Origin of the sequence: Skermania piniformis, assembly GCF_019285775.1 — a bacterium.
Taxonomy (GTDB): domain Bacteria; phylum Actinomycetota; class Actinomycetes; order Mycobacteriales; family Mycobacteriaceae; genus Skermania; species Skermania pinensis.
The window spans coordinates 1,926,421-1,951,023 of the sequence record NZ_CP079105.1 but is presented as its reverse complement, the minus strand read 5'-3'; the positions used below and the strand labels follow the sequence as shown (position 1 = coordinate 1,951,023).

General features: G+C 68.6%; 21 protein-coding genes. All 21 read right to left on the bottom strand.

Annotation, left to right across the window (positions count from 1 at the left end):
• Positions 1 to 8 precede the first annotated feature (8 nt).
• Positions 9 to 437, bottom strand: coding sequence for a DUF4913 domain-containing protein (locus KV203_RS09055; RefSeq protein WP_083529870.1), 429 nt, complete (start codon positions 435 to 437; stop codon positions 9 to 11).
• A complete protein-coding gene (locus tag KV203_RS09050) occupies positions 434 to 2,275 on the bottom strand; it encodes a type IV secretory system conjugative DNA transfer family protein (protein ID WP_066468110.1) in 1,842 nt (613 codons plus the stop codon). The genes KV203_RS09055 and KV203_RS09050 overlap by 4 nt, the downstream gene beginning before the upstream one ends.
• A gap of 32 nt (positions 2,276 to 2,307) precedes the next feature.
• Positions 2,308 to 2,841 (bottom strand): hypothetical protein, encoded by a 534-nt coding sequence (locus KV203_RS09045; protein WP_066468108.1) that lies wholly within the window; start codon positions 2,839 to 2,841, stop codon positions 2,308 to 2,310.
• Entirely contained in the window at positions 2,838 to 4,808 is a 1,971-nt protein-coding gene (locus KV203_RS09040) for a peptidoglycan DD-metalloendopeptidase family protein (RefSeq protein WP_246600796.1), read from the bottom strand. The genes KV203_RS09045 and KV203_RS09040 overlap by 4 nt, the downstream gene beginning before the upstream one ends.
• Positions 4,809 to 5,025: 217 nt before the next feature.
• Complete coding sequence (locus KV203_RS09035; RefSeq protein WP_066468104.1) at positions 5,026 to 6,684, bottom strand: hypothetical protein; 1,659 nt, start codon at positions 6,682 to 6,684, stop codon at positions 5,026 to 5,028.
• A gap of 16 nt (positions 6,685 to 6,700) precedes the next feature.
• Positions 6,701 to 8,203 carry an SCO6880 family protein gene (locus KV203_RS09030; RefSeq protein ID WP_083529869.1) on the bottom strand — a complete coding sequence of 501 codons (1,503 nt, stop codon included), beginning with the start codon at positions 8,201 to 8,203 and terminating at the stop codon, positions 6,701 to 6,703.
• 47 nt (positions 8,204 to 8,250) lie between these two features.
• Positions 8,251 to 9,837, bottom strand: a complete 1,587-nt coding sequence (locus KV203_RS09025; protein ID WP_246600794.1) for a hypothetical protein — start codon at positions 9,835 to 9,837, stop codon at positions 8,251 to 8,253.
• On the bottom strand, positions 9,834 to 10,667 hold the full coding sequence (locus KV203_RS09020; RefSeq protein ID WP_157079709.1) for a DUF8175 domain-containg protein: 834 nt from the start codon (positions 10,665 to 10,667) through the stop codon (positions 9,834 to 9,836). Before KV203_RS09020 ends, KV203_RS09025 begins: the two co-directional genes overlap by 4 nt.
• A 54-nt stretch (positions 10,668 to 10,721) precedes the next feature.
• Positions 10,722 to 11,033 (bottom strand): hypothetical protein, encoded by a 312-nt coding sequence (locus KV203_RS09015; RefSeq protein ID WP_246600792.1) that lies wholly within the window; start codon positions 11,031 to 11,033, stop codon positions 10,722 to 10,724.
• A gap of 9 nt (positions 11,034 to 11,042) precedes the next feature.
• Positions 11,043 to 11,339, bottom strand: coding sequence for a hypothetical protein (locus KV203_RS09010; protein WP_066468100.1), 297 nt, complete (start codon positions 11,337 to 11,339; stop codon positions 11,043 to 11,045).
• Positions 11,336 to 11,938, bottom strand: a complete 603-nt coding sequence (locus KV203_RS09005) for a hypothetical protein (protein ID WP_246600790.1) — start codon at positions 11,936 to 11,938, stop codon at positions 11,336 to 11,338. The genes KV203_RS09010 and KV203_RS09005 overlap by 4 nt, the downstream gene beginning before the upstream one ends.
• A gap of 178 nt (positions 11,939 to 12,116) precedes the next feature.
• Entirely contained in the window at positions 12,117 to 14,009 is a 1,893-nt protein-coding gene (locus KV203_RS09000) for a DUF8176 domain-containing protein (protein WP_157079708.1), read from the bottom strand.
• 205 nt (positions 14,010 to 14,214) lie between these two features.
• Complete coding sequence (locus KV203_RS08995) at positions 14,215 to 16,596, bottom strand: RelA/SpoT family protein (RefSeq protein ID WP_066468296.1); 2,382 nt, start codon at positions 16,594 to 16,596, stop codon at positions 14,215 to 14,217.
• A gap of 101 nt (positions 16,597 to 16,697) precedes the next feature.
• Positions 16,698 to 17,261 carry an adenine phosphoribosyltransferase gene (locus KV203_RS08990; protein ID WP_066468096.1) on the bottom strand — a complete coding sequence of 188 codons (564 nt, stop codon included), beginning with the start codon at positions 17,259 to 17,261 and terminating at the stop codon, positions 16,698 to 16,700.
• A complete protein-coding gene (locus KV203_RS08985) occupies positions 17,243 to 18,946 on the bottom strand; it encodes an ABC transporter substrate-binding protein (RefSeq protein WP_066468094.1) in 1,704 nt (567 codons plus the stop codon). The genes KV203_RS08990 and KV203_RS08985 overlap by 19 nt, the downstream gene beginning before the upstream one ends.
• 5 nt (positions 18,947 to 18,951) lie before the next feature.
• Complete coding sequence (secF, locus tag KV203_RS08980; protein WP_246600788.1) at positions 18,952 to 20,205, bottom strand: protein translocase subunit SecF; 1,254 nt, start codon at positions 20,203 to 20,205, stop codon at positions 18,952 to 18,954.
• The gene (gene secD, locus KV203_RS08975; RefSeq protein WP_066468092.1) at positions 20,202 to 21,749 is read right to left on the bottom strand and encodes a protein translocase subunit SecD; all 1,548 of its coding nucleotides are present in this window, start codon (positions 21,747 to 21,749) and stop codon (positions 20,202 to 20,204) included. The genes secF and secD overlap by 4 nt, the downstream gene beginning before the upstream one ends.
• A complete protein-coding gene (gene yajC, locus KV203_RS08970; protein WP_066468089.1) occupies positions 21,746 to 22,108 on the bottom strand; it encodes a preprotein translocase subunit YajC in 363 nt (120 codons plus the stop codon). The genes secD and yajC overlap by 4 nt, the downstream gene beginning before the upstream one ends.
• Before the next feature lie 219 nt (positions 22,109 to 22,327).
• Positions 22,328 to 23,404, bottom strand: a complete 1,077-nt coding sequence (gene ruvB / locus KV203_RS08965) for a Holliday junction branch migration DNA helicase RuvB (RefSeq protein ID WP_066468088.1) — start codon at positions 23,402 to 23,404, stop codon at positions 22,328 to 22,330.
• Positions 23,401 to 24,009: a Holliday junction branch migration protein RuvA gene (gene ruvA, locus KV203_RS08960; RefSeq protein WP_066468086.1), complete on the bottom strand. Its 609-nt coding sequence runs from the start codon at positions 24,007 to 24,009 to the stop codon at positions 23,401 to 23,403. The genes ruvB and ruvA overlap by 4 nt, the downstream gene beginning before the upstream one ends.
• Entirely contained in the window at positions 24,006 to 24,587 is a 582-nt protein-coding gene (gene ruvC, locus KV203_RS08955; protein ID WP_066468292.1) for a crossover junction endodeoxyribonuclease RuvC, read from the bottom strand. Before ruvC ends, ruvA begins: the two co-directional genes overlap by 4 nt.
• Between the last annotated feature and the right edge of the window lie 16 nt (positions 24,588 to 24,603).

Sequence of the window (24,603 nt, the reverse complement as noted above, 5' to 3'; positions counted from 1 at the left end):
CGCGCGGCTCAGTTCCCCGGCGGACGACCGTTCGAGCTGGGTGATCCGGCTTCGTCCTGCCGCAAGGCGTCGACCTCGTCCACGGTTCGCGGCTCCTCGATCGGTAGCGGCCCCAGCGTCGGGCGGTGCCCGTCGCGCACGCTGCAGTAGACGAACGGTCCCTGCACGTCGAGCAGCACTTTCATGTGGTTGTCGGCATGCCCGAGCCACCACCTGCTCATGTCGTCGGCCGAGCCGACCCGCGCCGCCTCCCACGCCTGCCAGAGCGCGGTGAACCGGGCCCAGGCTTCCGGGTGCTCCCACCATTGCGGGCACCACACGCGGTCGCTGACGTCGGTGACCTGCCGCCGATACACTTCGGCCAGGTAATTGGAGACGAAATCGAACACATTGTGGAAGACCGGACCCTCCACCGATGGCCATTCTTCGCTACTCATAACCCACGCACCTCCTGCGCGACCTTCGGCTTTCGAAGGTCGACAACGTTCTCCGGCGTATTGCTCTTCGTCGCATCGCTCGTCGACATGTCGTCGAGCGTCGGCTTCCGCGGGTGCACCGGGTTGTGCCGATCGATCGATGCTTGGATGGTTTTCTTTTCGGGCCCGTTCCACCAGGATTCGGTCCGGATCAAGGTCGGCGAGATCCCCGAGGCGAAGAGGATCGCCCGGCCCCGCGGCAACGATTGCAGATCGGACACGCTCATCGTCACCGATGCGCCCGCCGACGTGCTGCGGCTGCGGCCACCCCGCGATGTGGTGACCGATTCGGACACAACCTCATGCGACCCGATCGCCTCGGAGCGATCCCGCAGGAACGCCACGTCATCCACTCCGCCACCGAGCACCTTGATCGTCGCAGCCGACCACAACGCTGCCATACCGCCACGACCCCAACAATTCTCGCCCTGCGCCCAGGACTGCAGGATGGTCATCACCACGATGCCGCGGGAGCCGAAGTGGCTGTACTGCTTGGGCAGATCGCGCCAGCGCACCACGTTCGCGGCCTCGTCGAGCACCGCCAGCAGCGGGCGGGTCAGCCGGCCCCCGGGCTGCTTGGTCGACTCCCGCATGGCGACTTCGACAACGGCCCAACTGAGCGCGCTGACCAGCGGCGCCGCGGAGCCCCGCCCCTCCAGCGAAAGACAGTAGAGCGTCCCGCCGGCACCGGCGAGAAACTGCTCGATGTCGAGCGGCGTGCGCCCGTCGCCCGGGGTTACCCAGGGCTGAATCACATCCATCTTGAGGCTGCGAGCCATCTTCTTCGCCGTGCCGAACACCCCACCCCGCTGCTGCGGGTGCGCGGCGTACTGCATGTTCAGCCCGTCCGCCACGCTGGCACGACCGTTGTCGCGGAGGATCTTCACCGCTTCCCGGGTCGGGCTCGCATCGTCGGTGATCCACCGCCAGACATCGGTGATCGGCTTTTTCGCCAGCGATCCGGCCAGGAACAGCGCGGCCAGCAGGTCCTCGGCCTCGGACTCGAAGAAGGTGTCCTTGCTGCCTTCGGTCAGGTCGTCGGCGTCGGCGAAGTGCCCGGCGAGTTGTTCGGCGCGCAGCGCCTTCCCACCGACCCAGGCGAGCGGATCCCAGTACCAGGTCGGTTCGGCGTCCTCCGGCGTCGCGGCATCACGGGTGATCTCCTGCGGATCGAACACCCAGACGGGGTGTCCCTTGTCCGCCCGCACATCTCGCGTCGCGTCGACCACGTCCCGTTTGTTGGACGTCACGATCACCGGGCCGATGGCCTCGACGATCGCCGGGATCACCCGCGAGGTGGACTTGCCCTGGCGCGGCCCCCAGATGTCGAGCTGCAGATCTTCGTACGAACCGTACAACCGTTCGTTGCCGGCCACCGACCGGCCGATCACCACACCGGGCGGATCGATCGGCCGGAGCTTCATGCCGAGATCCTTCGCCTTCGCCCGGGCGCCCTGCTCGGTCAACGGCGCCAGCGCACTTCCGGCCGCCATGTGTTGCGCCTTTTTGTCCACCGGATGCTCGGTCTTGGTCCGACCACCGCGTCGCCGCCGAAACAGCCAGACCACGGCCGCGACGAGCAGCAGCAACACCAATCCGACCACCGTGGCCCCGAACGGCCAGGTCAGGTCACCCTTGACCAACTCTATCAAGATCGCAATCGGGTTTCCCGGAACATCCTGCGTGACGCCGGACAGCGCGGTGCCGACGTGCATCGCGACGAACAGGATGGCAAAGCCGAGCGCCACCGCAGCGGTGCCGATCAAGACGGCGCGATCTTCGGATTCCAGTTTCGCCATAGCTACTCTTCCTCGATCTTCCGGTCGGCCGCTCAGCCGAAGTCATCCAACCGCCAGCCCTGCACCGTACGTACTACGGTCGCAACAATCACCGCGGACGGCAACGTCTCGCTCCGTCCGCTCGGATAGATCACGGTCTGCGCAACCCCGATCTTGAGCTGCCGGCGGTCGGCCGTCTCATCCGGTGCCTGCTCCGCCGAGGCGAATGCGACCGCGTCCACCCGCGCCTGCGCTGCCGCCCACTCCGCCCACCGCGCATCGGTTTTCGGGAGGCCCACGGCGCCCGTTCCGGCGTCGAGCACCGCCGACAGATGCGGCCCCAACAACGGTTTCGCGCGCTGCATCGCCGCCCCCGGCTGCTCGGCCGCCGGCTGCCAGCTGTAGATCCGCCGAAGTGCCTCCACCGCCACCCCGGCCGGGCTGTCCGGATCAGCGGGCGGCGGGGGGAACGACGAGGTACCTCCGGCCGCGTCACCGGCCGAACCCGAAGCGCCGCCGGCACAGCCGGCGATCGCGGCCAACACCAGCAGGCAGCCGGCCAGCGCCCACCCCACCCGGACCATCATCCGACCCGCCGCAATCGAGCATCCGGCGCCGGGGCGATCTCGACCACCCCGGAACCCTGCTGCGCCTGCAGCACTCGCCCGTCCCCGACCAGGATCGCCACCTGCGCCGGCCCCGCCGGACCGAACCGGGTGAACACCAGGTCGCCGGGCCGGGCTTGCTCGGCGGCAATCTCCGTACCCACCAACCACTGCTGCTCGGCGGTCTGCGGCAGCGTGACCGTGCCGGACGACGCGGCGGATACCGCGGCGGCGGTGAAGCCGGCTGCATCGAACCCGGGCGGCCCGGCCCCGACCGCGGTCGGGCCCTGCGGCCCGCCGCCGCCGAACACGTACGGTGCGCCCAACCATTGCCGTCCGGCCAGTACGATCTGACCGCCGAGATCTCCGTCGACCGGTTCGAACCGGCCCGATCCGCCCGGGCTGCGGAATCCCGGCTCCGCGGCTTCGATCGCACGGACGTACGGCTGGGTCTCCGAATAATGACCGGGCACCTGGTTCGGCAGGCCGCCGGAGGCGAGCACCGCGCCCTCACCGGCGTTGTAGGCAGCCAGCGTCAAACTGGTGGTATCGCCACGCACCCGGCCCTGCGCCCGCCAGGCATCGATCTGCGCGGCGAGCGCACACATGTAGCGGCCCTGTCCGACGATCGCGTCACCGTCGTCCCAGACGCTCGCCACGCCGTTGCCGTCGGCATCGATCACGTAGGGCTGACCGTCGGGCGCCGGCTGCCGCGCGGTCGACGGGAGAAATTGCGCCAGACCCTGCGCACCGGCCGGCGAAATCAGGCCGCGACGAAACCCGGACTCCTGTCGACCTTGCGCCGCCAACAACGACGGGGCGATCTGCGGACACAACGACCCGGCCCGGCGATACCAGACAACCAGCTCGTCCGGCACCCGCCCGGGCGCAAGGTTGCCGCCCGGGCTACCGAAACCGTTGTCACAGCCCGGATCGCCCGGCATCGGAAGCTGGTCGGCGGTCATCGGGGCACCGGCCAGCCAGGGCCCCGGGTCGATCTGCCGACCGCCGGTGAACCGGCCGCCCGGCACCACTTCGAAGTGCAGGTGTGGGCCGCTGGACTCGCCGTCGGAGCCGACCGAGGCGATCCGCTGCCCGGCAGCGACAGTGTCACCGACCCGAACGAGCAGACCGTCGGCAAACATATGGCCGTACACGGTGGAGAACATCTGACGTCGGGCGTCCACGGAATCGACCACGATCCAGTGTCCGAAGCCGGATGCCGTACCGGCAGCGACGACGCGCCCGGGCGCGGCGGCAAGAATCGGCGTGCCGATCGGCGCCGCGAAGTCGATCCCCCGGTGCGCGCCGTCCCGACTGCCGAAGGTGTCGCTGACCGTGAACGGACCACCCATCGGGTGATGTCGCTGATCCGAGCCGCCGATCCATCCGCCGCCGGCCGGCGGCGCCGGACCGGGCTGCGGCCGGATCGCGCCGGCGAGCGTGACATCCGAGTTCACGACGGGGTTTCCGTCGGCGCCGAGGGTGACGATGCTGATCCGATCCAGCCGGTTCTGCGCCGGATCCCCATGATCGGGCAGCGGCCGCCACTCCCCCGGTCCGTCGCCGGCGGGGAACCATGCCCGACTGCGCCAGAGCAGGTGATCGATGCCGAAGGCGCTCGCGTTCTGCTGGACGAACAGCACGATCCGATCGCCCAGCGCCACACCGGCCGGCGATTGCCAGTCGGGCACCGACACGTCGACCGCATACCCCGGCGTCGGATCGCTCGCCGGACGTACCAAGCCGGCCCGACCGGAGCCGAAATGGGATACCACGCAACGCATCACGCTCGCCGCGAAAGGCTGCAACGTCGCCTCCGCCGGATCTCCGGTGGTCGGGCAGGCGGCCTGCATTGCGATCGCCGGGACCGCCACCGGACTCGGCCCGCAGTCGGAACTGTCGCTGGACGGCAACACAATCAAGATCAGAAACAACGCTGTCGCCATGACGAGCCCGAAAGCTCCGAGCAACAGCGTTGTCGATCTCACGAGTGGCGGTCGGGCGATTCCGGTTCCGCCGGCGCATCCATTGCCGACATCGCAGCGAGCTGCCGCTGCAGCACCCCGATCCGCTGGGTCACCGACTCACCCGATCGGTCCGCCAGGCGTGCTTCGGCGCGGATCAGACGGTCCGACCGGACTGGATGGCTCGTGCGCTTCGGCATCATGCTGCACTCCCGTTGGGTGAGTCGAATTCGCTGAATCGGGTGTTGGTGTCGTGAATCCCGCTGTCTCGCTCGGTCTGGGTGAACTCCATGTGGAACGGAATGCCCGGCCGGCGATCCTCTCCGATCTTAAGCAGGAACTTGCCGGTTCCCGGCGCCGACGGGCGGTGTCGGCCGGGTTTGCTCGCTTCACCGGTCAACGCCTGCGGCGCCGACCATCCGGTGACCATCTCGGCCTCGGCCGCGGTGAACGGAACGGTCGAATCCAGGCGCTGGATCTCCTCGGCCGGCAATGCGCCGAAGATCTTTGCCCGAGACCGTTCCAGGAAGCCCACTGCCTTGGCGATCGCGGCGTCCGAGCCCAAGGACTGCAGGTCCTTCACGGTATGGCTGATCATGATCAATGCTGCGGCGATGCCACGCTGCAGCCGGGTGAGCTCATCCACCCGGTCGACCATGAAGTCGCCGAGGCCGAGCACCTGCCACAACTCGTCCATCACCACCTGGAAATACCGCTGCTGGCCGAGTTTCGCATCGGCCAGCGCGTGCGCCGCCTCCACCGAGGCGAAGCCGTCGGCCCAACAAGCCAGCATCACCGCGGCCTTGAGTTTCTTGTCGCCCTTGGGAATATGCGATACATCCACGCACACCGCGGTGGCGTCCAAATCGATCGGCATGGTGGTATGCCCGTTGAACACCGCACCGAACGGACCCTGGGTGAGCGCCCGCAACGACCGCCGCAGGCCTTTGATCGCTTCCTGATACTCGGCGTCGTCGTCGGCACCCGCATCCAGCAGCAGATCGTCGCCGCCGGCCACGATCGCGTCCAACAGGTCCTGCATGATCGGTGGCCGGTCCGGAGTGAATCCGCCGGGACCGTAGAGGACTCGCAGCGCGGTGGAGATCAGCGTCTCCTCGTAGTCGGCCACCCGGGAACCACGGACCAGTTCCACCAGCCCGGCGATCAGGGTCACCTGCCGAGCGCGCAACTCCTGGGCCAACTGCAGCTGCATCTCCGCGTTCGGCATCCGCGGGATCATCTCCCCCATGACGCCACCGGCCAACGGATTCAGCTTGCCGTGCCCGTATCCGACGTCGATCACCTGTCCGCCGACCAGCTCGACCACCTTGCGATAGTCCGGCTTGACGTCCGCGAGAATCAACGGCGTGATGCCCTGCGCGATCCCGCCCAGCACGATCCGGCGCACCAGCGACGACTTGCCGAATCCGTTCAGCCCGAGCACGAACAGGCTCGGAGCGGTGATGAAGCTCCCCCGGGTGAACCAGTTCATCGGGTCGAAGCAGACCGGTGCGCCGGTATGCAGGTGGCTACCCAGCGGCGTACCGATCAGCGGCGCCCCGGCACCCACCGACCATGGCCACAACCCGGCAACCTGAGCAGTCGTCGCGCGATACTCCACCGGCCGGCCGATCACACTCATCCGGCCACCACCGGGGCCGGCATAGCCGTAGTCGGTCAGGTGCGCCGCGTCCACCTCGGTATCGGACGCTGCGTCGACGCGGGCGGCGAGGTTGCGTCGGCGGTTGTCATCGGTCCGGATCTTGAAACCGGCCCATGCCCCGCGCAAACCACCGCCTTCGCGCAGCATCTGCTCGTACCGGGCCCGGTCGGCCTCGTCGAGCAGCTTCACCGCCATCGGGCCACTCCGTCGATCATCCGGCCAGCGCCTTCGGGATGCTGGCGTGCTCGGGCAGGATCACGCCACAGCCCAGCGACGCGGCGAAGGCCGCCGACTGGTAGCGGTAACAACGACGGATCTTCAGCCGCGACTGGGTGGACAGATCACGGGTGATCGCCTCGATCCGGGGCAGATCGCCACGAGCCGGCTCGGTGATCGTGACCAGGGCGCCGAATCGGGTGACCCCGTGCCCGCGGGCCTGTTCCTCCCGCGCCTGCTGCGTCGCGCCGACCCGCAGGGTGGCGGCCGCCGACACCACCCCACGCTCACTCTGCTGGGCGACCAGCGCGTTCTTGAAGTCGTTGTCGACGATCTCGGCTGCGTCGGCGGCCGAATGCGGCCGTAAGACCAGCGCGACCCGCTTCCGCGGCACTTCCGGATTGGGCGCCAGCAAGCGTTGCAACACCCGCTCGTCGACCGCGCCTTCCGGTGCGGTCTCCATCTCCCAGGTCACCGAACGTCCACCGTCGTGGATCAGGTGGTCCCACTTCTCGTCTTGCGACAGCGGACCGGCATCCGACCAGGTCAAGCCGTGTCCCTCCGGCTCGCCGGCAGCCACCTCCAGATCTGCCTGGGCCGCGGGATCGTAGCTGCGCCGGATGAACGCGATGATCTCCTCGGCCGACATCGGCTGCGCTCGGACCCCGGCGTCGGCCAGGGCCGCACAGATCCCCGGCAACCTACGGCCGATCTCGACCGCTTCCTCGGCCGGATCGTTGCGGCGCTCGGCGGTGGTCGCCTTGAACGTGATGGCGATCCGGGGCAGCAGCTGCACCCGCTCTTGGGGCAGCTCGGTCGCAAGCTCGAACATCACCTGCTTGGCGAGATCGGGAGCACCCGGCTGGGTGATCGTCGACACCTCGGTGAGCAGCCGATTACCGGTCTCGGGAACGGTGTCGATCACCGGCACCACAGCGACGATGTCACTGGTCTGCCCCAACGAGGCAAGGAAAGTGCCCCAGGCCCCGACCCAACGGTCGATCACCGGTTGGTCGACGGCTTCGTGCCCTTGTGGCCACGCCCGCAGCACCACCGTGTACTGAGCGAACCGGGGCAGGTGGATCATCCCGAAGGTGTAGCCGCCGGCATCGATTCCCTCGTACAGCTTCGACGGCGCGAGCAGCCCGGGCAGCTTGGCCTGACCGCCCGGAATCCGGGAGAACCGGCCGCCCCGATACACGTGCTCGCCGCGGCCGCGAGCCCGCATCCACTTGAACATCATCAACCCCGATTCGTATCCGGAACGCCCACCGCGCCGCCACACCAACGGTGCCAGCACCACCAGCCCCACGGCAGCCACCACCAGGCCGGCCATCGGCCCGCCGATCAGGCTGACCAGCAACGCCGTGATCACCACGACGAAACCGAGCACTGTTTCGCCCCAGCGCAGGCCGAACAGGCCCGCGCTGCGTGGCTTCTGCCACAACCCGTACGAGCGCCGCTCGTAGGTGTCGGACAGCGTGGTCGATGCGGTCACGGGGCATCACTGCACATGCGGTATCCGAGTTCGCCGGCCATCAGGAGTCATCGCGGAATTGTGCTCCTGCCCAGATCCGGCGCCCGGTTGACCCACCGGTCGCCGGCCAGATCCCCGGCAGCCTGGTTCGCGCCACCGGCGCCGGAGCGGGCCGCGTTCGCCCCGGCCACCCCGGCCGCCACCCGCCCGGCCGGTCCGGCCGCGGCGCCCGCAGCGCCCGCGGCCGCAGCAGCGGTCTGGCCCCCACCGCCACCGCCCCGTGGCGCCGGTTGCCCACCACCACCACCCGACGGCCGGCCGCCACCCTGCGGTGGCCGATTGCCGCCGGTGCCGCGCGGGGGTTGGCCACCGCCTCCGGCATAGCCGGGCGCGCCCGGTGCCGCAGCACCCTTCGCACCCACCGCCTTGCCGCCGATCAGCGCGAGTCCGAAGCCGCCGAGCAACGCTCCGCCCGTCGTGGTCAGGCCCGAGCCACCCTGACCGACCACCGAGACCGCCGGCATGACCAGGCGCAACAAGGTGGGTAGGACGAATGCGACCGAGCACAACAGCACGATCCCGATCAACAATCGCTGCGCTTGCACCGCATCCGGCAGGCCCGCCAACGGCTGATCCTCGTTGACCACCCCCGCGGTGGTGAACGCGATCATGTAAACCACCGCCGCGACCGGCTTGTACAGCAGAAACGCCACGATCCAAGCGACCAACTTGTCGTAGGACTGACGGCCGGTCTTCATCCCGGACGCAGCAGCCGCCATCGGGAGGAATCCGGCCGCGACGACGAGCAAGCCCTGCCGGATCACCGCCAGCACCATCTGGGCGAGCGCGCCGAACAGCCCGACCACCGCGATGATCAGCATCAGCCCCGGCGAGAAAGCCTGCAGCTTGGAGGTCTTCACCATCAGTTCGGCGATTCCCCGCGCATTGCCGTTGGTCGCATCGTCGAGCAACCAGGCGGAGAAGCGGTCGGACACCCGGGTCGCGGCGACGATCACCGCCGTCAGCATCCAGGAGGAAAACACCACTCGGGCGTACATTCGGAAGGACTCGGCGGCTTCGTTCATCGCCGCCCCGCGTCTGGCCTCGGCCAATCTGGCGCCGGTCAAGATCACCGAAGCGATGAGCAGCAGGATCTGCGCCTGATAGGTGTAGTCGTTTATCCGCTGGAACAGCGTGTCCTGATCGGCGATCCGCTCGTTCGGGAGCTTCGTCCACCAGACCAGCGACATCACGATCGCCTGGCCCATCCCGTCCATCAGCGACTGGACCACTTTGCCGAACGTGGAGTCCCAGGCTCGGTCGACCACGGCGGTCGCGGCTTGACCCGGGTGAGTTGTCGCGTTCGCACCCTTGCACACCGCCGACGAGAGGTCACCCAACGAGGGCAGGCCCAGTACGCCGACCCCGTCCAGATTGTCGTGGATCTCGTTGCAGGTTGCGTCGAAGCCGTAGGTCGTGTCGCTCGGCTGCGCGAACGCGGTCGCCGGCACCACCAGAAACACGGTCATCGCCGCAGCAGCCAGCATCAGTAGCCGCTGAACCAGGCGCCGATGCAGCCGGAACCGCCGCCGCGGACGCCGCGCCCGGCGCAACTCGGGAACCAGCAACCGGGAAACCGGCAGCACCGCAGTCACCACGGGGTCCAGCCGATCAGCGAGGTCAGGGTTTCGGTCTGCGGCCGCCCGGTGACCGGCTTGAGCTTCCAGTCGCCGTCTTGCCAGACCGTCACCAATCGGGTGGCCAACCAGGTTTGTCGACCTTCCACCGTCGGGCCACGGGCGGCCAGCCGCACGATCGCCATGTCGTCGGCGTACGACTCGACCTGGAACGCGTCCGAGGCGATCAAGAACCGGGTGACCTTCTCCGGCTGTTGCGCGGGCAGCTTGTTATCCGAGACCAGGCGGTCGAACTGGGCCAGCTGTTGTGGCGCCACACCGACCTGTCGGGCGTACAGATCCCGGTCCGCCGGGCGAGCGTTCATCCGGTAGGAGATCTGTGCCGCCGCGAGCGCCGCCCCCTGTGGCGTGTGCGCGTAGCCGACTGCCAGGCCACCGTCGATCCGGGCCGGACCGTCGGAACTCGAGAACGGCACCGAGACTCCGTAGACCCGCTGCCAGCCACCTGGTCCGTCCATCCCCTTCGGCGCAGCGGTCAGCCAATCCGAGTCGGTCGGTCGCTTCTGCGTCCCCGGAGTCTGCGCGAGCGGCTGCCCGGCCGGGTTGTCGGGGACGTCGACCCGGCGGCCGAAAAGGTCCACGTCGGCCGCACCGAAGCCGGCACCGCCGGCCGGACCGACTGCGGGCGGCGAGGCCGACTGTCCCGACGGTGCCGGGGACGCGTCCGATCCACGCATCTGAACGAAAGCGAACACTCCCGCGACCACGATCAGCGCCAGGGCGGCGGCCGACGCGACGAGCCCGAAAGACACTCGTTCGCGCGGGGGCGAGTCTCTCCTACTACTCATTGCGGCCCTATTGCTCATGTGGCCGAGCCTCCAAACTCAACTATCGAACCGTGTTCAGGTCGGCAGCAGCGCCAGGGCGACCACCGTCGCCGAACTGGCCAAGATCGCACCGACCAAACTCATCAGCACACCGTGGGTTCCGTCGTTGGAACCGATGTCGCCACTGCGCACGCCGAACCAGAGCCGACCGGCCGAGACGATCAACCAGGCCAAGCAGAATGCCAGCACCGCCCACAACAACCAGCCGAGCAACGACATGATCGGCTCGATCACGTCGGCCGGCATCTGCTTGTAGGCCAGTACCGATTCTCCGTAGCCCGGCACCATCTCCCCTTCGACCGGTACCGTCGCGGCGCAAGCGAGCATCACCGCGACCTAACTGTTCAGGATCACGGCGTTCATGATGGTGCCCGCACTGGTGGCGATGATGCCGCCGACCAAGGCCCCGATCACGATCTTCGGCGACTCCAGCGGCCCACCGTTGTATCGCTCCCAGGCGAACTTGCCTCCAGCCCAGATGATTCCGGTGATGCCCATCAGCAGGACGAACCACATCAGCCATCGGACCAGCTTCATGATCTGTTCCGAACCCGGGGGCGCCTCGGGCGTGACATTGCTGATCTGCTGGGCGTAGATGGTGTACCCGTCGACTGCAGCGGCGAGCATGCTCATGGTTGACCTTTCGTTTCCTGGTAATCGGTGCTGCTGGACACAACCTCTCGGACGACGTCGAGGATGCTGTCGCCGAGTTCTCGGATATCGGGCGACACGGTGAGCAACGGATCCGACCGACGCTTGACAGGGCTGGATTCACCGGGTACCCACACGGGCAGGTCCTCCGGCTCGACCAGCATCCATTCTTCGTGCCAGTCGATCCGCCACACGTTGCCGGCGAGCACGCCGATGACCTCGCGATAGCGCCGAATCTCGGCCGGCACCCGACCTGGGCGGGCAGCAGTGATGATCAGCCCGAGCACCGAGCTGGGTCCGGCCAACCCCGAACGGTGTTGCCGGAGCAGTTCGTGCGCCCGGCTCAGCCCCGGGATCGTCTCGCGGGCCACCAGGACCACGTACGGCGATTCCTGGTTGAGCACGGCCGGCCAACGACGCCAGCAGTCCGCGGCCGGTTCCAGCAGCCGAGCCAACGTGGTTGCACCGGCACCGCCGTGCACCCCCATCAGCCAGAACAACGGCGCGCGGCCGCTGCCCGGCACCGGCCGGTCCCACACCGCGGCACGGCGGTCCTCCGGCGGTGGAACCACTCCGGCCACGCGTGATTCATCGTTTGCCGAGTTACTGCCGCCGGTATCAGAACTGGTCGCGGCAGTCATATCAGCCGTTCCCGGTCGTTCCGTGCCACCCAGCAGCTGTCGGTCGGGCATGCCGAACCGGCGCCGGAGGCGTCGGCCGCCACCTGCCCCAACTCGTTACGCCCATCATCGCAAGTTCCTAACCTGCTGCGATGCCGGTGATCAGGGTGCGACCGCCGACGTCCGCCGTGGTCACCGTCTGCTTGTATCCCGCGAGCTGCCCGTCCGGGAGGAACTCCACGAGATCCACCACATAACGACCGGTGTCCACTCGTTCAATCTTGAGGCAATGCCGCGTACCTGGTGGGATGCTGTCGATGCCTTGCTGCAGCGTGTCGGTCGCGGGCACCTGAGCGTCCGGCGCCACCGCGTCCCGCGCCCGGGCCGCCGACCGCTCGACATAGAACGAATGCTGAAACCACATGATGGCCGCCGGACCGGAATCGGTACCGCCCGGACCGTCTCCGGTGACGGTCCGACCGTCCTGCGCCCGCGGGCACTGGTCGGCCGCGGCGGCGGAGACCGGCGCGGCACCACTCGACGTCGCGGACGCCGACGAGGTACCGGGAGTTTCCGTGCCGGTCGTCGGACCGGGTGCCGGGGCTGCCGATTCGCCGGCCGACGACTCGGCTGCCGACGATGGGGCAGTCGACGACTCGGTTGCCGACGAGTCCGTAGCCGGCGCCGCGACACTCCGGCTGTCGTCCACCGAATTACCGGACCGGTGCAAAGCCCAGATGCTTGCCGCCACCAGTCCGACCACCAGCAGCGCGCCGACCAACGCGGGCACCCACGGCAGCCGCCGCTTGGTCCGGCGAACCGGCCGAAGATCGATCTCCCGCGGCTCGAACCGGCTCGTCGAGGTAGGCGCCGGGGGAACGGTTTCGGCGACCGCGGGCCGCGCCGGTTCCGCGGCGCCCGGCTGGGACCACGTCGATTGCTTCCCGCTACCGGACTCGCCCCGCCCGGCCGTCGCCGCGGCGGCGCCGGCCGCCGCGACCGCAGCCGCGCCGGCCGCAGCCGCGGCCGGCTTGCCGGATTGCGGCCGATCGGCCTTCGCCGAGTCGGCAGTGGCCTTCGTCGACTCGGCCTGTTCCGCCGCGGATTCCTTCGCCAGCGCTGCCTTCGCTTCGGCCGCTTTGGCCGCTGCTTGATGCCGGGCCGCCTTGGCCTCGTCCTCGGCCGCCTTCCGCGCCGCGGCCAGCTGCTTGGGCGTCTGGTCCGTGGCCGCCCGCTCCCCGCCGGCGTGCTCGGCCGCCGCCTTGTGCTCGGCCGCTGCCCTGTCCTCGGCCTCTTTCGCCGATGCTGCGGCAGCCTGTGCCGCCGCGGCGGCGTCGCGGGCCTGCTTCTCCTCGATCGCCCGTGCGGCCTCCGCTTCGGCCTTCGCTGCCTTCTTCGCTGCCTTCTTGGCTGCCAGCTCCTGCTTGTCGGCGCGCGCCTTGGCCGCGGCAGCTGCCGCAGCACCGGCGCCGACCACCACCGCCGCAGCCGCAGCCGGCTTGGCGACGCCCCCCGGCTTCGTCATGCCCGACCAGCGCCCACCCGCGTCGGCGGGGTCCGCGGCGGTTCCCTCCGCGGCGGTCTCGCCCTTCGGTTTCTCTGCTTCGGGCGCTTCGGTCATCGGCACGGGCGGAGCCGACGCCGTCGACTTGCCGGTGTCGTCCACCGAATCGGTCCCATCGGCTGCCGCGGGTGTCGCTGCCGCAGAATCTGCCGGACTCTTCGGCACCCGCCGAGCCAACTCCGACGTTCCCGGGTCGCGCTGCGCCAGCTCCGGCGCCGCGCCGTCGTCCGATGACGCCGTCGGCGCCGGGCCGGAGTCGCCGGGTTTCGGTCCCCCAGCGGCAGCGGATTCCGGTTTTTCCTCTTTCCGACCGGCATCGGAACCGGAAGCCGGTTCCGCGTCGGGATCACCGCCCGAGTCGCGATTCGCGCCGGGATTGAGTGCCGAATACCATCGCGACACTTCGCGGCGGAATCCCGACTGTTCCCGGTGCTCCTCATGCGGCTCGTGCGGCCCGTCGTCGCTCATGACGTCCTTCCTGCCGATCACTGGGCACCGAGACAAATCCCCCGTCGAAAATCTCGACGTCGAATCCGGCGCGGCACGCCGGACCGACCTGCGCGGCGACAGTCGTCAACGCTTGCGACTGCCATCAATTTTTTTGTACCAGGCGTCGGCCGAATTACGGGCATCCGATCACGCAACTCGCCGATAATATTGAACTGTGCGCCGGTCAAGAAGCCGACGTGACCCGGTAGACGTCGTATACCCCTTCGACATTACGCACGACGTTCAGCAAATAGCCCAGATGCTTGGGGTCACCCATCTCGAATGTGAACTTCGACACAGCGACCCGATCGCCGGACGTAGCGACCGATGCAGACAGAATGTTGACCTTTTCGTCGGCCAGCACGCGCGTCACATCCGACAGCAGTCGTTGCCGGTCCAGCGCTTCGATCTGGATCGCGACGAGGAACACCGACGACGGCGACGGCGCCCACTCGACGTCGAGAATTCGCTCGGGCTGTTGCCGCAGCGAGCCGATGTTGGTGCAGTCGGTGCGGTGCACGCTGACCGACTTGCTTCGGGTGACGAAGCCCAGGATCGCGTCACCGGGCACCGGGGTACAGCACTTGGCCAGCTTCGCGACGGTGCCGGGCGCCCCGGGGATCAGGATGCCGACATCCCCGCCGCTGGCCGGCCGGGCCGACACGGTGGACGGCGTGGACCGCTCGGCCAGCTCCTCCTCGACCGTACCCACGCCGCCCAGCTGGGCCACCAGTCGTTGCACGACATGTTGCGCGGACACCTGGTTCTCGCCGACGGCCGCGTACAGCGCGGACACGTCGAGGTATTGCAACTCCTTGGCCAGCGCAGTGATCGAATCCGCGTTGGCCAGACGCTGGAGCGGGAGGCCGACCCGACGCACTTCCTTGGCGATCGCGTCCTTGCCGGCTTCGAGCGCCTCCTCCCGCCGCTCCTTGGCGAACCACTGCCGAATCTTCGCCCGCGCCCGCGGTGACACGACAAACTTCTGCCAGTCCCGACTGGGTCCGGCACCGGTCGCCTTCGAGGTGAACACCTCGACTCGCTCGCCGTTCTGCAAGGGCCGCTCCAAGGCGACCAATCGACCGTCCACCCGAGCTCCGATACACCGGTGCCCGACCTCGGTGTGGACCGCATAGGCGAAGTCCACCGGCGTCGAGTTCACCGGCAGCGTGATCACATCGCCCTTCGGAGTGAAGACGAAGATCTCCTTCACCCTGAGGTCGTAGCGCAACTGCTCCAGGAACTCGCCCGGATCTACCGCCTCCCGCTGCCAGTCGAGCAGCTGGCGCATCCAGGCCATGTCGTCGATCTCGGCCGCCGCGTCGGCCGGTCGCGTCGCCTCCTTGCCGCGGACTTCCTTGCCGCGCAACTCCTTGTATCGCCAGTGGGCAGCAATACCGTATTCGGCCGTACGGTGCATGTCCCGGGTGCGAATCTGCACCTCCAACGGCTTGCCCTCGGGCCCGATGACCGTCGTGTGCAACGACTGGTAGACCCCGTAGCGCGGTTGAGCGATGTAATCCTTGAACCGGCCCGCCATCGGCTGCCACAGCGAATGCACCACGCCGACCGCTGCGTAGCAGTCTCGGGTGTCGTCGGCCAGGATCCGGATGCCGACCAGGTCGTGGATATCGTCGAACTCGCGCCCTTTGACGATCATCTTCTGGTAGATCGACCAGTAATGTTTCGGTCGCCCGTCGACCTTCGCCTCGATCCGCGAGTTGGTCAGCGAGGTGGTGATCTCGTCGCGCACCTTGGTCAGGTAGATGTCGCGCGACGGCGCCCGATCGGCGACCAAGCGGACGATCTCGTCGTAGCGCTTGGGATGCAGAATGGCGAACGAGAGGTCTTCCAGCTCCCATTTGACCGTTGCCATGCCCAGCCGATGCGCCAGCGGCGCGATCACTTCGAGTGTTTCCTTCGCCTTGCGGGCCTGCTTTTCCGGCGGCAGGAATCGCATCGTGCGCATGTTGTGCAACCGGTCGGCGACCTTGATCACCAGGACCCGCGGATCGCGGGCCATCGCGATGACCATCTTGCGGATCGTCTCCGCCTCGGCCGCGGTTCCCAGATTCACCTTCTGCAGCTTGGTCACCCCGTCGACCAGATGCGATACCTCGTCACCGAAGTCTGCAGTCAGCTGGTCCAGCGTATATCCGGTGTCCTCGACGGTGTCGTGCAACAACGCAGCTACCAGCGTGGTGGTATCCATGCCGAGCTCGGCGAGAATGTTCGCCACCGCCAGCGGGTGGGTGATGTAGGGGTCGCCGGACTTGCGGAACTGCCCGGCGTGCTTGGCATCGGCGACGTCGAAAGCACGCTGCAGAAATGCCAGGTTCGCCTTCGGATAGAGCTCACGGTGAATCGCCACCAGCGGCTCCAGCACCGGCTTGACCGCGGCGTGCCGCTGCGTGGTGATTCGCCGGGCCAGTCGCGCGCGTACTCTGCGCGAGGCCGAGCTCGGAACCGGCGCCGGCGTCTCCACCGGTTTGGCCGGCGATGCCGTTCCGGTGCTGCCCGGATCCTCGGCGTACCCGGTGCTCGCCTGGTCGAGATCCTGAGTCAACGCAACCTCCTGCTGCGGACCGCGTGTCATCCGACACTTGCGTCAGGGCTCAACTTTATCCCGCATACCGGTCGGCGGCCGCGCGAGAGTTGCCGCGCGGTTCAGACCTGGACCAGCGAGTGGCACGGCCGGCCACCGAGCGCCGCCCGCCCGGCCAAGGCGACGATCTCCAGCACCACCGCAGCAGCAGGCACCACCGCACCGGCCGACTCCAACAGTTCGGTCGCGGCGCGGAGGGTGCCGCCGGTCGCGAGTACGTCATCCACCAGCAGAATCCGCCGACCGGTCAGGTCGATACCGGCGGCCGGTATCTCCAGCCGGGCGGTGCCGTACTCCAGCACGTACTCCCGTCCGTGTACCGGCGGCGGCAACTTGCCCGCCTTACGCACGGCGAGGACTCCGGTGCCCAGGCGCAGCGCGACACCGCCGGCCAACAGAAAGCCGCGAGCGTCCAGGCCCGCCACCAGATCGACGTCACCGGCGACCGCAACCAACCCGTCCAGCACGCTGCGATAGCCGGCGGCATCGGCGAACACCGGTGTCAGATCGGCGAATCGGACGCCGGACACGGGGAAGTCGTCGCACCAACGGGTCAACCGCTCGACCGCGGCGCCGGCCGACTCCCCGGTCGGTCGGGCCGGATCGATCACCGCCGGAGTACCCACCGGTCCATGTTCCAGCCCGATCCGGCTTCGGTCCGGTTCGGTACCGCCGCCCGGAGTCCGTCGGCGAACGCGACGGTGCGCGGCTCGTCGAACAACGGCACCGTCGGCATCTCCCCCCACAGCAGGTTCTCCCCCTCGACCGACAGGGTCAGTCGGGTGTCCGGATTCGGCTCGATCGCGAGCTGGTCGACGATGTCGTTGAATCGCGGATTGGAGAAGTTGCCGTAGTTGCTCCCGCTGCCGGCCCGCAGGGCGTACAGCGCCTCGGTCGGCTCGGCCGTGCCGGCCGCACCGGCCCCGGCCGCCGTCCCGGCCAGAACCGCGTCGACCGTGCCCTCGCGCAACGCCTTCGGCGTGAAATCCGCAGCCGCAGCATCCTGGACGGTGATCCCTGCGGGCTTACACGCCTCGGCGATCGCGGCGACGGTTTTCGACCGGCGATCATCGGGGCCCAGATAGCCGATCCGGACGGTCGGAGTCGCACCGCCGAGGGCGACCTTGGCACCCGGGGCGTCCCCGCCGCGCAGCGCCACCCCCGCAGCCGAGGCCGGCGGATAGATCAATGCGTCCGATGCCACGAACCGGGTGTTGAGCACCCCGGAGCCGAGCCCCGTCTCGGGCGGGTCGCCGACGTGTCCCAGCTGATCGAAGAGCGCACTGCGCGGCACGCACAGGCCGAATGCCTTACGGACGGTAGCTGCCTGGAAGACGCCGGAGGTAGCCAAGATCAGTTGTTCGGAACTGCGGGATGCGATATCGGTGCTCGTGAACCCGTCCAGCGACAGGCCCGGCACCGACCCGCTGCCGATATCGACCACCTGCACCGCACCCGCGGTGATCCGACCCGGCAGGTCCGCAGTCTTCGGCCAGATCACGATCCGCGGAGTTCCCGGCCGGTCACCCCACCACTTGTCGTTGGCGACCAACACCAATCCGTCTTCGGCGCTGTAGGACTCGATCCGGTAGGGCCCGGACGACGGAAACCGGGAGAGGTCCAACTGGCCGGCAGCGAGCGCCCACCCGGTGTTCCAGAAATCGGCAATTCGACCGATGCCGTCCTGGTCACCGGACTGCACCGTCGTCACCACGCTGGGCACGTTCGCGGCTTTCGCGGCGATATGTGCCGGCATCAGATCGCCGGCGCCGAACAGCGCACGCCAATTCGTGTCGGTGCGGCCGGGGCGGAACACCACCGTGGCGTCCTTGGAGCCCGGCTGACAGTCCACCCGGTCGATGTCGGAGTACCCGGCGCTGGACGCCGCATCGAACACGGGCGCGGTGGCGCCCTTGTCGTCGGTCAGGGTGAACCGCCCATTGTGGGCGGTCCACGCGAGCACCAGATCGTCGCAGGTGGTGGGGGTGCCGTCGGAATACACCCCGTTCGGATTGAGCCGGTACTGCACGGTCAGTACCTCCCCCGGGACCACGTTCGCGGTACCGGCGTCGGTGTCGGACACCGTGGCGCCCTCCGGGCCGACATAGCCGAAACCCGGCAGTACCCGGGCGAACGCTGCTTTGGCACCGGTGGCCGCGCCGGCCGACGTTCCCGCGTTGTAGGTGGTAATCACATTGTCGATCGCGTACCCGATCGACGGCACCTGGTCCTGCGAGGAGCAGCCGGTCAGCAGACCGGCAGCTGCGGCACCCACAACCAGCAACACGCCGGTTGCCCGCTGAATTCGCATGCTGATCAGGACCTTCCGCGCTGCCGTTTGCCGGTCGGCCGCGCACCGGGCGCAGGGCCCGAGCTCACCGCCTCGGCGACCGGACGCGGGGCCGCCGGAGCGGTCCGCCCCTGGGCGGCACGCCGTGCGTGCACCTTTCTGGTGTGCGCAGCAACCGGTCCCCAGCGCTCCTTGATCGACACCAGCAGCGGAGTGGCGAAGAAGATCGACGAGTAGGCGCCGACGATCTGTCCGACCAGCTGCACCAGCGCCAGATCCTTCAGCGTGCCGACGCCGAGCAGCCACACCGCGATCACCATCAGCCCCAACACCGGCAGGACCCCGATCAGCGTGGTGTTGATCGATCGCATCAACGTCTGGTTGATCGCCAGGTTGGCCTGCTCGGCGTAGGTGCGTTTGTTCAGGTGCAGCACCCCACGGGTGTTCTCCTCCACCTTGTCGAACACCACCACGGAGTCGTAGAGGGAAAAGCCGAGGATGGTCAGCATGCCGATCACCGTCGCCGGGGTGACCTCGAAGCCGACCAGCGAGTAGACACCGGCGGTGACGGTCAGGTCGAAGAACAACGCAGCCAGCGCGGCGACCGCCATGTCCCGCTCGAATCGGATGGCGATGTAGATCGTGACCAGCACCAGGAACACGCCGAGCGCGATCAGCGCCTTGCGGGTGATCTGCCCGCCCCACGTTTCGCTCACATCCGAGCTACTGATCGAGTTGCGGTCGGGGGCACCGTCGCGCCCCTTCGGCTGGAACGCGGTGAAGAGCGCGTCCTGCAGCTTGTCCACCTGTTGCTGGTCCAACGCGGTCGAGCGGATCTGCACGGTCGCCGACGAACCGGAGCCGACCGTCTGCACCGACACCGGGTCGGCGCCGAGTGCGTCCCGGTACACGTCTTCTACCTGACCGGCGGACACGCCGTCCGCGGCCGGGAACTGGATCCGGGAGCCGCCCTCGAAATCGATGCCCAGGGTGAAGCCGCGGATCGCGATGCTCAGCAGCGAGATGGCGACCAACGCTGCGGTCAGCGCGTAGTAGAACCGTCGGCGACCGACCACCTCGAACGCGCCGGTGCCGGTGTAGAGCCGCTGCAACCAGCTGCGCCGCACGCCGTCGGCCGGTTCCGCGGTCGGCTCCGGTGTCGGGTCGTCGGGTTCCACCGGACCGCGCAGCCGGATACTGTGCCGATCCGGATCGGCCGGCGTGGGAGTGCTGACGGGCAGCTCGGCCCCGTTTCGTTCGGGCATGGATCGGAAGATCACAGCCGCGCCTCCTTTGCAGCGACCACGGTCGCCGCCTTGCGCTCCCGGGCGACCTGCTGCACCGCGCCCAGGCCGTTCACCGACGGCCGCGACCAGAACGGCGATCGGGACGCCAGGGTGACCAGCGGTGCGGTGACCAGGAAAACGACGATCACGTCGAGGATGGTGGTCAGCCCGAGGGTGAACGCGAAGCCCCGCACCTGCCCCAACGCCAGGGTGTACAGCACCGCCGCGGCGATGAAGCTCACCGCATTGCCGGACAGGATCGTCCGGCGCGCCCGGGCCCAGCCACGCGGCACGGCCGAGCGGAAACTACGTCCTTCGCGCATCTCGTCCTTGATCCGCTCGAAGAAAACCACGAAGGAGTCGGCAGTCATCCCGATACCGATGATCAGCCCGGCGATGCCGGCGAGGTCGAGGGTGAAGTTGATCCAGCGTCCGAGCAGCACCAGGATGCCGTAGATCGCCACCCCGGAGAGGATCAGCGACAACGCGGTGAGCAGACCGAGCGCTCGGTAGTAGAGCAGGCAGTACAGCAGCACCAAGCCGAGCCCGACCGCAGCAGCCAGTAATCCGGCGCGCAGCGAGGCAAGGCCCAGGGTCGCCGACACCGTCTCTGCTTCGGACGAGGCGAACGACAGTGGCAACGAACCGTACTTCAGCGTGTTCGCCAGCGACTTCGCCTCTGCGGCGGTGAAATTGCCGGTGATCTGGGTGGCGCTCCCGGCCGGCGTCGCACCCTGGATCACCGGATCGCTGACCACTTTCGAGTCCAGGGTGAACGCCGCCTGCTTACCGATGTTCTCCGAGGTGAACTTTGCCCAGGTCTCGCTCCCGCCGGACTTGAACTCCAAGCTGACGATGTAGCGCGACTGCTGCTGATCGAAACCCGAGCTGGCGTCGGCGATCTCCTGGCCGTCGATGATGCTCGGCCCGAGCAGATCGACCTTGGTCCCGTCGGTGGAGCAGGCGACCAGCGGTAGCGCCGGGTCGTCGTTTCCCTGCAGCGGGTCCGGCTTGCTGCAATCGAGCGCCGCGAGTGCCGCCTTCTGAGTAGCCTCATCGGTGCTCTGGCGCTGCGCCTTCGCTTGCTGGATCTGAGCCGCCGCCTCCGCGGAGCTGCTACCTGTGCCGGACTCCGGGGCGGGCTGCTTGCCCGCACCGACGGCCGGTTGCGTGGCCAGTACCGGCCGGATGAACATCCGTGCCGTCTGCCCCAACGTCCGCGCCTGCGAGCTGTCGTCACCGGGCACGGTGATCACCAGATTGTCACCGTCGATCACCACCTCGGAACCGGACACCCCGAGCCCGTTCACCCGGGTCTCGATGATCGATTGGGCCTGCCGCAGGCTGTCCTGGCTGGGCCGCGAACCATCCGGGGTCCGCGCGGTGAGCGTCACCCGGGTGCCACCCTGCAGATCGATACCGAGCTCCGGGGTCGGCGAACGATCGCCGAGAAAGAACACCATGCCGTACACCGCGGCCACCAGTGCTGCGAAGGCGGCGAGCGCCCAGAGCTCGGCAGCCGATCCGCGCCGCCTCATTCCCCAGCGCTCGACGCGGTGCCGGCGGTCGGTCCGGCGTCCTTGGACAATGAGACGTCCGGCGGCGACTCGCCACCGGCAGCCGATTCCTCGACCGGAGCCGAATCGTCCTTACGCACTTCCCGGATCGCCGCGCGCAGCCATGTGGTGATCACGTCCTCGGCAATCTCCAGGTCGACCGACTCGTCGTCGACGTGGGTGATCGTGCCGTAGAGACCGGACGTGGTGACCACCCGATCGCCGACCTGCAACGCGGCCTGCATCGCGGTGCTCGCGGCCATCTCCTTTCGCTGCCGACGCACCGCCAGGAACATCGGCACCAACAGGACAAGGATCAGGAGCGGAAACAGCAGGTCCATCGGCGAAGTCAGTCCTCGATCGGTTCTCAGGGCGGCGGCGCCACGAACGGGGCGCGCGACCAGTCTGCCATTCCCCCGTCCTCGGGCACGCACGCCCTGGGCGGAAGCCCACGAAGGCCGCCCGCCACACCGCGTTTCTGTTCCCGCACCCGAATTCCGGCCCGAAACCGTGTGCGGGAACGGAGAAGGGGTGCGGCGGGGTAGCGGGGCCGCCGACGATCACGAGTCGAACAGGCCCAACTGCGGTTCGTTCGCCCGCACCTCGATACCCCCGATCACGAGATCCACCGGTGGAACCAGGCCGAGATGCTCCCACGCACCGGCGGTGGCGACCCGGCCACGCGGGGTCCGGGCCACCATCCCGGCGCGTACCAGGAACGGTTCGCATACTTCCTCGACCGTCGCCGGCTCCTCGCCGACTGCGACCGCCAGCGTGGAGATGCCGACCGGACCGCCGCCGAAACTGCGTACCAACGCACCGAGCACCGCTCGGTCCAGGCGATCCAGACCGAGCGGATCGACGTCGTACACCACCAGTGCCGCCTGTGCGATCGCTGGGGTGATCGTGCCGTCGGCGCGCACGTCGGCGTAGTCGCGTACCCGGCGGAGCAGTCGGTTGGCGATTCGCGGAGTGCCGCGCGAGCGCGCGGCGATCTCGGCGCTCGCCTCCGGCGCGATCCGGACGCCGAGGATGCGGGCCGAGCGGGCCAGGATCTGTTGCAGTTCCTCCGGCTCGTAGAAATCCATGTGCGCGGTGAATCCGAACCGGTCGCGCAACGGCCCGGTCAGCGCTCCGGACCGGGTGGTGGCACCGACCAGCGTGAACGGCGCGACCTCCAGCGGTATCGAGGTCGCGCCCGGCCCCTTGCCGACCACCACGTCGACCCGGAAGTCCTCCATCGCCAGATACAGCATCTCTTCGGCCGGCCGGGCGATCCGGTGGATCTCGTCGATGAACAACACGTCGCCCTCGACCAGGTTGGAGAGCATCGCGGCCAGGTCGCCGGCGCGTTCCAGCGCCGGTCCGGAGGTCACCCGCAGCGCCGAGCCGAGCTCGGCCGCGACGATCATCGCCATGCTGGTCTTGCCCAGTCCGGGCGGCCCGGACAGCAGGATGTGATCGGGGGTGCCGCCGCGCAGCTTTGCCCCACGCAGCACCAAGGTCAACTGTTCGCGCACCCTCGGCTGCCCGATGAAGTCGTCCAGCGATGTCGGGCGCAACCCCGCCTCGGCTTCCCCGTCTGCCGCCAGATATCTTGCCGTGACCTGCGATTCACTCCCATCCGGGTCGATCATCGGTTACGCCCCAGGGTGGACAAGGCGGCGCGCAATACCGTGGTCGTACCGGCATCCGGCTGTTCGGCCACGACCGAATCGACTGCCTGCTCCGCCGGTTTCGTCGTGAAGCCGAGCCCGATCAGGGCTTCGACCACCTGGTCGCGCACGGCACCCGCCCCGACCGACGCCGCCGGCGCGCCGGGCACCCCGGTGGACGTGACCACCGCGGCCACCTTGTCCCGCAGCTCGACCACCATGCGCTCAGCGCTACGTTTGCCGATTCCCGGCACCCGGGTCAACGTTGCGACGTCACCGGCCGCGAGCGCGGTCCGCAACGCGTCGGGTTCGAGAACTGCCAGCACGGCCATCGCCAGCCGGGGTCCCACCCCGGAGACGGTCTGTAACAGCGCGAACAGCTCGCGCGACGCCGCGTCGGCGAAACCGTAGAGCGTCATCGCGTCTTCCCGGACCACCATCGTGGCCAGCAGCCGCACATCGCTGCCCCGGTGCAGGGTCGCCAACGTGGCCGGGGTGGCGATCAGCCGGTAGCCGACGCCCGCCGCCTCGATCACGACATGGTCGAGCGCGATGTCGATCACCTCGCCACGCACCGACGCGATCATCGAGTACCGGCCTCCTTCCGCGCCTTGCGGACCTGACGCAGTCGCGCCTCGTATCGCTTGCGCTGCTCTGCAGCGGCCGCCTCGGCGTACGCCATTCGCTCCAGCATCGGGGCCCGCCAGCAGTGGCAGATCGCCAACGCCAGAGCATCGGCGGCATCGGCGGGAGTGGGCTTCGTCTGCAGCCCCAGAATGCGCGTCACCATCGTGGTGACTTGGGCTTTGTCCGCGGAACCGTTGCCGGTGACGGCTGCCTTGACCTGGCTCGGGGTATGAAAACTCACCCCGATTCCGCGCCGCGCGGCGGCAAGCGCAACCACCCCGCCGGCCTGCGCAGTGCCCATCGCGGTACGGACGTTGTGCTGGGCGAACACCCGCTCGATCGCCACGACCGCCGGCTTGTGCGTGTCCATCCAGTATTCCGCCGCGTCGGCGATCCGGAGGAGCCGCTCCGCCAGCTCCAGGTCGGCCGGAGTTCGCACCACGTCGACGTCGAGCGCCACGACCGAGCGACCGGTACCGCCCTCGACCAGGCTCAGCCCGCAACGGGTGAGTCCGGGATCGACCCCCATGACGCGCACCGGCACCACCTCCACT

Bases quoted from the DNA above. Each gene is read 5' to 3' on its own strand.
- KV203_RS08985 (WP_066468094.1), bottom strand. From the start codon at position 18,946: ATGCGAATTCAGCGGGCAACCGGCGTGTTGCTGGTTGTGGGTGCCGCA.
- KV203_RS09015 (WP_246600792.1), bottom strand. From the start codon at position 11,033: ATGCTCGCTTGCGCCGCGACGGTACCGGTCGAAGGGGAGATGGTGCCG.
- KV203_RS09045 (WP_066468108.1), bottom strand. From the start codon at position 2,841: ATGATGGTCCGGGTGGGGTGGGCGCTGGCCGGCTGCCTGCTGGTGTTG.
- KV203_RS09040 (WP_246600796.1), bottom strand. From the start codon at position 4,808: ATGGCGACAGCGTTGTTTCTGATCTTGATTGTGTTGCCGTCCAGCGAC.
- ruvA (WP_066468086.1), bottom strand. From the start codon at position 24,009: ATGATCGCGTCGGTGCGTGGCGAGGTGATCGACATCGCGCTCGACCAT.
- KV203_RS09050 (WP_066468110.1), bottom strand. From the start codon at position 2,275: ATGGCGAAACTGGAATCCGAAGATCGCGCCGTCTTGATCGGCACCGCT.
- secD (WP_066468092.1), bottom strand. From the start codon at position 21,749: ATGAGGCGGCGCGGATCGGCTGCCGAGCTCTGGGCGCTCGCCGCCTTC.
- KV203_RS09020 (WP_157079709.1), bottom strand. From the start codon at position 10,667: ATGAGTAGTAGGAGAGACTCGCCCCCGCGCGAACGAGTGTCTTTCGGG.
- KV203_RS09055 (WP_083529870.1), bottom strand. From the start codon at position 437: ATGAGTAGCGAAGAATGGCCATCGGTGGAGGGTCCGGTCTTCCACAAT.
- ruvB (WP_066468088.1), bottom strand. From the start codon at position 23,404: ATGATCGACCCGGATGGGAGTGAATCGCAGGTCACGGCAAGATATCTG.
- yajC (WP_066468089.1), bottom strand. From the start codon at position 22,108: ATGGACCTGCTGTTTCCGCTCCTGATCCTTGTCCTGTTGGTGCCGATG.
- KV203_RS09010 (WP_066468100.1), bottom strand. From the start codon at position 11,339: ATGAGCATGCTCGCCGCTGCAGTCGACGGGTACACCATCTACGCCCAG.
- KV203_RS09035 (WP_066468104.1), bottom strand. From the start codon at position 6,684: ATGGCGGTGAAGCTGCTCGACGAGGCCGACCGGGCCCGGTACGAGCAG.
- KV203_RS09000 (WP_157079708.1), bottom strand. From the start codon at position 14,009: ATGAGCGACGACGGGCCGCACGAGCCGCATGAGGAGCACCGGGAACAG.